Annotated in this window: 10 protein-coding genes; 3 read left to right on the forward strand and 7 right to left on the reverse strand. The window is 64.6% G+C overall.

Features of this window, described 5'->3' with window-relative positions; genetic code table 11:
- Nucleotides 1-113: 113 nt before the first annotated feature.
- On the reverse strand, nt 114-785 hold the full coding sequence (locus tag Q1V78_RS09065; RefSeq protein WP_300613782.1) for an isochorismatase family protein: 672 nt from the start codon (nt 783-785) through the stop codon (nt 114-116).
- A 2-nt stretch (nt 786-787) separates the two neighbouring features.
- Nucleotides 788-2,089, reverse strand: a complete 1,302-nt coding sequence (gene glyA, locus Q1V78_RS09070) for a serine hydroxymethyltransferase (protein WP_300613784.1) — start codon at nt 2,087-2,089, stop codon at nt 788-790.
- Nucleotides 2,090-2,263: 174 nt separating this feature from the next.
- Here glyA and coaA point away from each other — a divergent pair, with 174 nt between their 5' ends.
- Complete coding sequence (gene coaA, locus Q1V78_RS09075) at nt 2,264-3,211, forward strand: type I pantothenate kinase (RefSeq protein ID WP_300613786.1); 948 nt, start codon at nt 2,264-2,266, stop codon at nt 3,209-3,211.
- A gap of 77 nt (nt 3,212-3,288) precedes the next feature.
- On the opposite strand, the gene Q1V78_RS09080 is transcribed toward coaA, so the two are convergent.
- The 3 genes from Q1V78_RS09080 to mca form a co-directional block, all read right to left on the reverse strand.
- Nucleotides 3,289-4,077: an isoprenyl transferase gene (locus Q1V78_RS09080; RefSeq protein WP_300613801.1), complete on the reverse strand. Its 789-nt coding sequence runs from the start codon at nt 4,075-4,077 to the stop codon at nt 3,289-3,291.
- 45 nt (nt 4,078-4,122) lie between these two features.
- Nucleotides 4,123-4,602 (reverse strand): hypothetical protein, encoded by a 480-nt coding sequence (locus Q1V78_RS09085; protein ID WP_300613788.1) that lies wholly within the window; start codon nt 4,600-4,602, stop codon nt 4,123-4,125.
- A 70-nt stretch (nt 4,603-4,672) separates the two neighbouring features.
- The gene (gene mca, locus Q1V78_RS09090) at nt 4,673-5,650 is read right to left on the reverse strand and encodes a mycothiol conjugate amidase Mca (protein WP_300613790.1); all 978 of its coding nucleotides are present in this window, start codon (nt 5,648-5,650) and stop codon (nt 4,673-4,675) included.
- A 134-nt stretch (nt 5,651-5,784) separates the two neighbouring features.
- Between mca and Q1V78_RS09095 the strand changes: the two genes are divergently transcribed.
- Nucleotides 5,785-6,261 (forward strand): DUF4307 domain-containing protein, encoded by a 477-nt coding sequence (locus Q1V78_RS09095; protein WP_300613792.1) that lies wholly within the window; start codon nt 5,785-5,787, stop codon nt 6,259-6,261.
- 228 nt (nt 6,262-6,489) lie between these two features.
- Nucleotides 6,490-7,014 carry a transcription elongation factor GreA gene (gene greA / locus Q1V78_RS09100; RefSeq protein ID WP_012359850.1) on the forward strand — a complete coding sequence of 175 codons (525 nt, stop codon included), beginning with the start codon at nt 6,490-6,492 and terminating at the stop codon, nt 7,012-7,014.
- 108 nt (nt 7,015-7,122) lie between these two features.
- Here the strand turns inward: greA and Q1V78_RS09105 are convergent, their stop codons facing one another.
- Nucleotides 7,123-9,084, reverse strand: a complete 1,962-nt coding sequence (locus Q1V78_RS09105) for a BCCT family transporter (RefSeq protein ID WP_300613795.1) — start codon at nt 9,082-9,084, stop codon at nt 7,123-7,125.
- A gap of 212 nt (nt 9,085-9,296) precedes the next feature.
- Nucleotides 9,297-9,455, reverse strand: a 159-nt coding sequence (locus Q1V78_RS09110; protein WP_300613803.1) for a Bax inhibitor-1/YccA family protein, incomplete at its 5' end; no start/stop codon positions are given.

The following is a 9,455-nucleotide window of genomic DNA, read 5'->3' on the forward strand; positions in this document are numbered from 1 at the left end:
TTGCCCCCTCACCGGGCGGGCGCAGCTTAAGCGCCCCACCCGAATGAGTTAGACATAAAAGAACCCGATGGTTTCCACCATCGGGTTCTTTTAGCTTTCAGTCGCGACTGCGGCTATTTCACCCCGACGCCGGCCTCACGCAGTTCGGCGAGGGTCGCTTCCTCCCCCGCTGCCGATACCGGCGCGCACAGGCGCGGGATGACAGTGACGTCAAAGCCCTCGGCCTTCGCATCCAGGGCAGTGGCACGCACGCAGAAGTCGGTCGCGATGCCGACCACGGTTACCTGACCAATCCGGCGGGAACGCAACCATTCTGCGAGCAGCACCTTCGGGTGATCCTCAGCAGCAGCGCTCTTCTCTCCCGCTGCAGCCAGGGAGTCCGCAAGGTGGCCCTCGAAGCCCGAGTAGGCGGGCTCGTACTCACCCTTGTGGAACCACGCCTCGACCTGGTCGGTCGCCAGCGCCGGGTGCGACTGCGCGCCAGTGGTCCCGGCAACGCAGTGCACCGGCCAGGTGTCCTGGTAGTCCGGCTCCGTGCCCTCCGGGGCGAAGTGCCCGGCCGGGTCGATGTGCCAATCCTTGGTGCCCACGATGACGTCGTAGCGGTGCAGACCAGCAATGTGCTTGCTGATCGCCTCGGCGGCCTGTGCACCACGTTCGGTGGCCAGGCTGCCGTCGACGAAGTCATTCTGCACGTCGACGATGATCAGCGCGTGCCCCGCCCCAGCGGACTGGGACGCGGAGCCAGCCTGGCTGCCCTGCGGGTTCACAGCGGATTCCGCCATTGTTAGACCAGCTTCCAGTCTTCGAGGCCCTCGTACAGCGGGAACTGCTCAGCAACCTTGGAGACACGAGCGCGCAGCGCGTCGACGTCGGCGTTCTTACCCTGTGCCAGCGCGGTACCGATGACGTCCGCGACCTCGGTGAAGGCGGCGGTGTCCAGGCCGCGGGAAGCCAGGGCCGGGGTACCGATGCGCAGGCCGGAGGTGACCATCGGCGGGCGCGGGTCGAAAGGAACGGCATTGCGGTTAACGGTGATGCCAACCTCGTGCAGCAGATCCTCCGCCTGCTGGCCATCGAGCTCGGAGTGGCGCAGGTCAGCCAGCACCAGGTGAACATCGGTGCCACCGGTGAGCACCTCGACGCCAGCACCCTTGGTGTCAGCGGCGGACAGGCGCTCAGCCAGGATCTTCGCGCCCTCGAGGGTGCGGGCCTGGCGGTCACGGAACTCGTCGGTCTGGGCAACCTTCATGGCCACGGCCTTCGCGGCAACGGCGTGCATCAGCGGGCCACCCTGCTGGCCCGGGAAGACTGCGGAGTTCAGCTTCTTCGCCCACTCCTGCTTCGCCAAGATCAGGCCGGAACGCGGACCACCCAGGGTCTTGTGCACCGTGGTGGACACGACGTCAGCGTGCGGGACCGGGGACGGGTGCAGGCCGGCAGCAACCAGACCTGCGAAGTGGGCCATGTCGACCCACAGCTTCGCGCCGACCTCGTCCGCGATGGAGCGGAAGGCAGCGAAGTCCTGGTGGCGCGGGTAGGCGGACCAGCCGGCGATGATGACGGTCGGCTTCTCCTTGAGGGCCTGCTCGCGGACCTTATCCATGTCGATGCGCATGGTCTCCGGGTCCACCTCGTAGGCGATGGCCTCGTAGAGCTTGCCGGAGAAGTTCAGGTGCATGCCGTGGGTCAGGTGGCCACCGTGAGCCAGGGACAGACCCAGGATCTTATCCCGCGGGCTAGCCAGCGCCATGAGGACGGCGGCGTTGGCCTGCGCACCAGCGTGCGGCTGCACGTTGGCGAACTCTGCGCCGAAGACCTGCTTCGCTCGGTCGCGGGCCAGATCCTCGATGATGTCGACGTGCTCGCAGCCGCCGTAGTAGCGGCGTCCCGGGTAGCCCTCGGCGTACTTGTTGGTCAGGACGGAGCCCTGCGCCTGCAGCACTGCGCGCGGCACAAAGTTCTCACTCGCGATCATCTCGAGAGTGTTACGCTGGCGAGCCAGCTCGCCGTCGATGGCGCGTGCGACATCCGGGTCGAGTTCAGCCAGCGGCACGTTGTGCTGGATGGTCTGTGGAGAATCGGACATAAGTTTCCGTCGGCCTTCCTTCAAAAGGGTGTATACCACCAAGAATGCAGACCGATCCTTGGGGTAGAAGGTGTTGTTGCGTTGCGCCCCACATCTTAGCGTCTGCCCCGGACGCAGGTCACAGCGCACCTAGCACATTTGGGTTATCTCCCCCCACACAGGCACAATGAGGCCATGAATCGTACGCCCCAGCGCGCCTCCGCGGACGCGGCTGTATCGCCCTTCATCGAGCTCAAGAGGAGCCAGTGGCGCAAACTCCGCAAGTCCATGCCACAGGTCTTGAGCGAATCCGAGCTCGACCAGCTGCGCGGCATCGGCGACGAGATTGACCTGGACGAGGTCAGCGAGGTCTACCTGCCGCTCTCCCGCCTCATCAACTTGCGGGTCGAGGCACAGCGAAGCCTGAATCAGGCCACCGAGACCTTCATCGGCGAGCCGATGCCTCCCACCCCGTACATCATCGGTGTGTCCGGCTCTGTGGCCGTCGGGAAATCCACCACCGCGCGTGTGCTCCAGGTGCTTCTGCAGCGCTGGGAGTCCAGCCCCAGGGTGGACTTGATCACCACGGATGGCTTCCTCTTCCCCACCGCCGAGCTGGAACGCCGCCGCCTGCTGCACCGCAAGGGCTTCCCTGAGTCCTATGACCAGCAGGCGCTTCTGAACTTCGTGACCAAGGTGAAATCAGGCGCCCGCAACGTCAAGGCACCGGTCTACTCGCACGAGGCCTACGACCGGATCGCCGGCGAGTTCGAGGTCGTCGACCAGCCCGACATCCTCATCGTCGAGGGGCTCAACGTGCTGCAGACAGGTCCCACCCTCATGGTCAGCGACCTCTTCGACTTCTCCGTCTATGTCGACGCCCGGGTCGAGGACATCGAAGACTGGTACATTTCCCGCTTCCTGCGGCTGAAGAACACCGCCTTCAAGGATCCGGACGCGCACTTCCACCACCTCGCTGGGCTGAGCGATGCACAGGCCTCCCAGGTGGCCCGGGAGATCTGGCAGACGGTGAACCTGCCGAACCTCATGGAGAACATCCTGCCGACCCGGATCCGGGCCAGCCTGGTGATGCGCAAGGGCGCAGATCACCTCGTCGACCGGGTGCGAATGCGCAAGATCTAACCCCCCCGCACGTTCCCCAGCTGGCACTGGCCCCGGCTCCGTCCGTAAGGGCGCAGGGCGATGAGTACAGCGCTGGTCTAGAGCCCGAAGCGGCGGTGACGCTGGGAGTACTCCCGCAACGCGCGGAGGAAGTCCACACGCCGGAAGGCTGGCCAGTAGGTGTCCGTAAACCAAATCTCGGAGTAGGCGGACTGCCACAGCAGAAAGCCCGAGAGCCGTTGCTCCCCCGAGGTCCGAATCACCAGATCCGGGTCCGGCTGCCCCTTGGTGTACATGTGATTACCCAAGGAGTCGACGGTGATCTTCTCGGCGATCTCGTCCGCCGGAGTGCCATCCGCAGCGAGTTCCGCGACGGTGTCTCGCACCGCGTCAACGATCTCCTGACGTCCGCCGTAGCCGACGGCGACGTTCACGCACACGCCCGTGTTATTGGCGGTGAGCTGCTCGTTGTATTCCAGGCGTTCCCGAAGCTGCTGCGGCAGCAGCTCGAGGTGCCCCACCGAGCGCACGCGGAATCCGGCCTTCGCCCGCCCGAGCTCGTCGGCGACGTCCCCAATGATTTTGACCAGAAGCTCGAGTTCCTCCGGTTCGCGTTTGAGGTTCTCTGTGCTGAGCAGGTAGACGGTCACCGAGGCGATGCCCATCTCGTCGCACCAATTGCACATCTCGGCGATCTTCCGGGCGCCCACGCGATGCCCATGGGAGACATCGGTGAAGCCGTTCTCCCTAGCCCAGCGACGGTTACCGTCGGCCATGATTGCGATGTGAGCCGGGCGTGGCAAATCCCGTAGAGAGCGAGCCAGCCGCGCCTCGTAGGCGGGATAGAGCAGGCTGGCGAGCCTCTTCAGCGGCTCGGTTCGCCCGATCGCTGCCGCAAGCTTTGGTAGACCCACGATTGTTAACCCTCTCGCTTAGCGTGCAGGATTCTCGTCTTCGTCTTCTTCCTCGGCCTTCGCGCGTTCCGCGTCGATCGCGTCGGGCCCGGTGAGCTGCGTGCCGATCCCGGAGGCCGGCTCGAAACGAGCATCGGTCTGCGGCACCTCGGTGCGGGCGAACATCGCTCCGCCCTTCGCGTACTCCTCGTAGCCGCTCTCCTCCATGGCCTTGTTGAGTCGCTCCTCATCGAACACGTCGATGCCGTGCTGCTCGGCGAAGGCGCGGCGGCGTTCCAGGCGGCGCAGCCTGCGGTTCATTCCGAATCCGATGACGATGACCACGAAGAGCAGCCCCAGGATGACGAACAGCCCGACCGGCGAGGCCTTGCCGAATTCCTCGCCGCGCGGGCCCGTATTGGGGGTTGGGCCCTGGGCGATAACAGTGGTCGTGTACGCCGCCCCTGCGGTCACCAGATCCGCTGCTGGCAGAGCAGGGGTCGAAAGAGCTGCGATCATGTCATCCATTCCCTTCGGCGGCGGTCAAGCCGTGTGTGAGTACTGGGCTAAAAATTCTCTAGCGGAAATCCTACTGCTCGGGGCGCACCGGCACCTCTGGCGGCTGGCTCTGGCTGAGTTCATCGGCGCTGCCCACCGGAGGCAGGCCCGCGGTGAGTTCTCTCTCTGGCAGTGTAGTGGCCACCCGGGTCTTCGCTAATTCGAACTCCTCCGTGGGCCACGTCTCGCGCTGCACGTCCACGTCCACGCCGAAGAACGGCCCGTCCGGGTCGATCTGGGTGGCATGTGCGGTCAGCGCCGCGTCGCGGCGATCGAACCAATCGGCAGCGTTCACGCGGGTCGTCACGCGAGGGTAGACGTCCTGCTTTGCACGCCAGAAAGCCAGCTGCGTCATGGTGTGCTGGTACTCGCGCAGGGTCATCGCGCCGTTGGCCTGTCGCTGTGCCACCGCCTCGGCGAGCATGTTAAAGCGGGTCACCACGAAACCGTGCGTGTAGTAGAGCTTCAGAGGAGCCCAGGCCTCGCCCAGATCGGGCCGATACTCTGGGTCTCCCGCGAGCTCCCAGGCGCGCATGGACACTGCGTGCACCATCAGGTGATCCGGGTGCGGATAGCCACCGTTTTCGTCATAGGTGATGATCACGTGCGGCTGGAACTCGCGGATCTGTGCAACCACCTCGGCGGCGACCTCGTCGACGTCCTGCAGCGCAAAGCAGCCTTCCGGGAGGTCCTCCCGCTTTCCGGATTCCGGCAACCCGGAGTCCACGTATCCCAACCAGCGGTGCTCCACCCCCAGGATCTCTGCGGCTCGGGCCATTTCCTCCCGGCGCACGTCCACCAGGTTCTCGTGCACCTCGGGGCGGTCCATCCTGGGGTTGAGGATGCTGCCTTCCTCGCCGCCCGTGCAGGTCAGCACGCGGACTCGGTGGCCTTCGTCGATATAGCGAGCCATCGTCGCCGCGCCCTTGCTTGATTCATCATCCGGGTGGGCGTGAATCGCCAGCACGCGATAACCGCCCTGGGCGCCGCTCGTCGTCGAATCAGTCATACTTCCATATTGTTCCACGCGCGATGAAGAGAAGTCACAACGCACCGCCCCACCGCGCCCCAACCACAGGAGGAGGTCGAACGGGCAAGAAGAAATCTGCTTTTACGGGCGCATTGCCTAGAATGTAAAACACCATGACCTCTGATGCTTCCCCTTCGGTTCCCAACTCCCGCCCGGGTGATGCGCAGATGCCCGCGGACGATGCCCTGAAGGCCCGCTACGGCGCTGAACGCAACCGCCCCTTCGCCGGCAAGGTGCTAGTCATCGCGCTGGGCGTCCTCATCGCCGGCGCGATGGCTTACGCGGTCAGCCAGTTCATGAACGCGTCCTCGGCGGACGTCACCGCGGTCGAGTCCGGCGGCTCCGTCGTTTCCGACAACCGCCTGAACATGCGCGTCGACGTCACCCGCGAGGATCCGTCGCAGCCGGCTTACTGCATCGTCACCGCGATGGACTACGACAAGAATGAAGTCGGTCGCCGCGAGTTCTACGTCCCAGCCGGCGGGCCGAAGACCTCCCGCCACTCGGTGGATATCAACACTCGCGTGCCGGGCTACGCCGGGAAGATCTACGGCTGCTCCTCGGTCATCCCCTCCCACCTGAAGCAGTAGCCCACCGAGGAACGGCCAACCGACGACGCGTCGGCTGAAGTTTTCGCACCTATTCGGTGCTAGAATACGCCCGGACAAGCGAGAACCGGCAGGCGTCGGCGAAACCGTGGGACTATTCCTGCAAAGCTATCGCCACCCAAGGCGCTACCGCCGGGGACGGTGCATGGACCGTGATTGCCCGGATTAGCTGAAAATTACTGACATTAATTTCCAAGGAGGATGGCGCAGATGGCAGACAATCAGACCACCTGGCTCACCCAAGAATCCTACGACCGACTCAATGCGGAACTGTTCGCCCTGAAGGAGAACCGCCCGGTCCTGGCCGCCGAGATCAATGAACGCCGCGAGGAGGGTGACCTCAAGGAGAACGGTGGCTACCACGCCGCCCGCGAGCAGCAGGGCCAGGAGGAGGCGCGCATCGCCTACCTCGAGGAGCTACTGGATAACGCCACCATCGGTGAGGCTCCGCAGGAGTCCGGCGTCGCGCTGGTCGGCACCGTCGTGCACGTCTACTACGACGACGATGAGGAGGATAAGGAAACCTTCCTGATCGGTACCCGTGGCCTGGAGTCCTCCAACCCGGAGCTGGAGACCTACTCCACCGACGCCCCGCTGGGCGCCGCCCTGGTTGGCGCGAAGGTCGGCGAGACCCGCGAGTACGAGACCCCGACCGGCGACACTGTCCGGGTGACCCTCGTGGAGGCCGAGCCGTATAACCCAGATCTGGATATTCCGCGCGCGATGCAGAAGTAGTTCTGACGCGGCGCTGCCCCACTGTGGCAGGGAGAAACCCTCGGCCCTGGATTTTCCAGGGCCGAGGGTTTCTTTGTGCCTGGCCGAAACTGCTGGCTGCTGACGGCCTTAACGCTCCGGCTGCTCCGCCGAGCCTTCGTCGGCACCGGGCGACGCTGCATCTGCGGAGTCAGCCGACGTATCCGCGGTGTCTTCCTCCTGGTCCGCCCACCTCTTGGTCTCGTGGTCGTAGGCGATCTCTTCGCCCTCCTCATCCACGCGCTGGTACCAGTCGGTGACGTTCTCAGAGGAAGAGTCGAAGTGAGCACCCGCTCCCCTGCCCTCCGGCGCGGAAGCGACGGTGAACTCGAAGTCATCGCCGTGCTCCTCCAGGCCACGGACCACCGCATTTTCCACCGCGGTGCTGGCGTAGTCCTTACGGATCACCGCCGGGTCGGTGCGGAGATCCTTGAGGAAGGCCATGGTCATCACCAACAGAACGATCGAGAACGGCAGCGCGATGAGGATCGTGAGGTTCTGCAGCGCCGTCAGCGCGGTTTCCCCGCCGGCCAGCAGCATCACCGTGGCGATACCCATCATGCACGCACCCCAGAACACCACGACCAACTTGTTCGGCGCGGGGTTGCCCTGAGAGGACATGGTTCCCATCACCACGGATGCGGAGTCCGCGGAGGTGACGAAGAAGATCGTGAGAACGGCGATCAGCAGGAACGGGGTGATCGTGTTCAGGGGCAGCTGGTCGAAGAGAGCGAAGAGAACCTGCTCGGAATTCGCGGAGCCGTCGAACATCTCTCGGCCTTCCCGGCTGAACGTGATGGAGGCGCCACCAAAGATGGTGAAGGCCAGGACCAGAATGGTGGTCGGTCCGGCGATCGTTGCCAGCGCGAATTCCCGGATGGTTCGGCCACGGGAGATCCGGGCGATAAACATGCCGACGAACGGGGTCCAGGCGATCCACCAGGCCCAGTAGAAGGCCGTCCACGCGCCCTGGAACTCGAGGGTCTCCTGACCCCAGGACAGGGACTTGCCCATCATCGGCAGCAGCTGGTCGATATAGGTCGCGACCCCGGATGGCACCAGGTTCAGCAGGAAGAGGCTCGGGCCGAAGATAAATACGAAGGCGACGAGCAGCAGCGTCAGCGTGATGTTGATATTCGACAGGTAGCGGATGCCACGGGCCACGCCAGACACGGCGCTAACGATAAAAGCAACGCCGAGCACGCCGATGATGGCGATAACCGCGTTGTTGGCCAGCGAACCTGCCCCGGAGATGATCTCCACACCTTGGGCGATCTGCAGGGCGGATAGACCCAGGGTGGCGGCGGTGCCGAAGAGGGTGGCGACGATCGCCATCATGTCGATCACCCGGCCCGCGATCCCCTCATTCGGCTGGGTTCCCAGCAGGGGTCGGAACACGGAGCTCAGGAGAGAGGGCCGCCCGCGGCGGTAGGTGGAGTAGGCCAGCGCTCCGCCCACCAGTGCGTAGAGCCCCCAGATGGATAGTCCCCAGTGGAAGTGGGACTGGGCCAGCGCCTGGTGCAGGGCGGCGGGGGTTTCCGCGGCCACGGTTTCCGGCGGCGGAGAGAGGTAGTACGCCAGGGGCTCGGAGGGGCCGAAGAAGAACACGCCCACTCCGATACCGGCACCGAACATCATCGCGATCCAGGAGTACCGGGAGAACTCTGGCTCCTCGTCGTCCCGGCCCAACGGGATCTGGCCGTAACGGGAGAATGCCAGGTAGAGCATCACGATGATGCCCAAGCTCATCACGAGGTTGAGCAGCCACGCGGCGTTATTCATCGCCCAGTCGTAGGCGGCAGCCGACGCCGTGGATACCGATTCTGGGGAGGCGATACCCCAGGCGATGAAGGCCACGATGAAGGCAGCGGTGACGAAGAAGACGATGCGGTCCAGCGAGAAGTTCTTGTTTTGATCTTCGACGCTTAAGCCAGGGACCAGACCCGGGTGTAGATCGTGCGGGTACAAGCCGACTTGGGAACTTTTACCGGCCTTGAGTAGTTCGGCCGCAGGCTGGGGCTTGGTGGGACGGGGGTTTTCGCCGAGACTCATCGGCGCTCCTTGCTAGCTGGGCCAGTGCTTAGGCGCCCAGCTGTTTTACAGTCGTTGACCTGATCACGCTATCAAGGCCTGGAGACACGCAGGCGCAGCCCCCTGAAACCGGCACCGTCCATACCCATGAGAAGAGCCCTTGGGGAGTTTCCCCAAGGGCGAGTGTTCTCGGGCCGGTTCGTATCACGCACCTCGGCCGATCGCGGCTGCCGCTAGTCCCTATTGATGTAGGACAGCAGGCGCAGGATCTCGGTGTAGAGCCAGACCAGGGTCACGGCCAGGCCGAGGGCCACGCCCCAGGCCATCTTGGACGGCGCACCGGCGCGGACGAGGCGGTCGGCGGCGTCGAAGTCCTGCAGGAAGCTCAGCGC

The organism is Corynebacterium sp., assembly GCF_030152825.1.
GTDB lineage: Bacteria > Actinomycetota > Actinomycetes > Mycobacteriales > Mycobacteriaceae > Corynebacterium.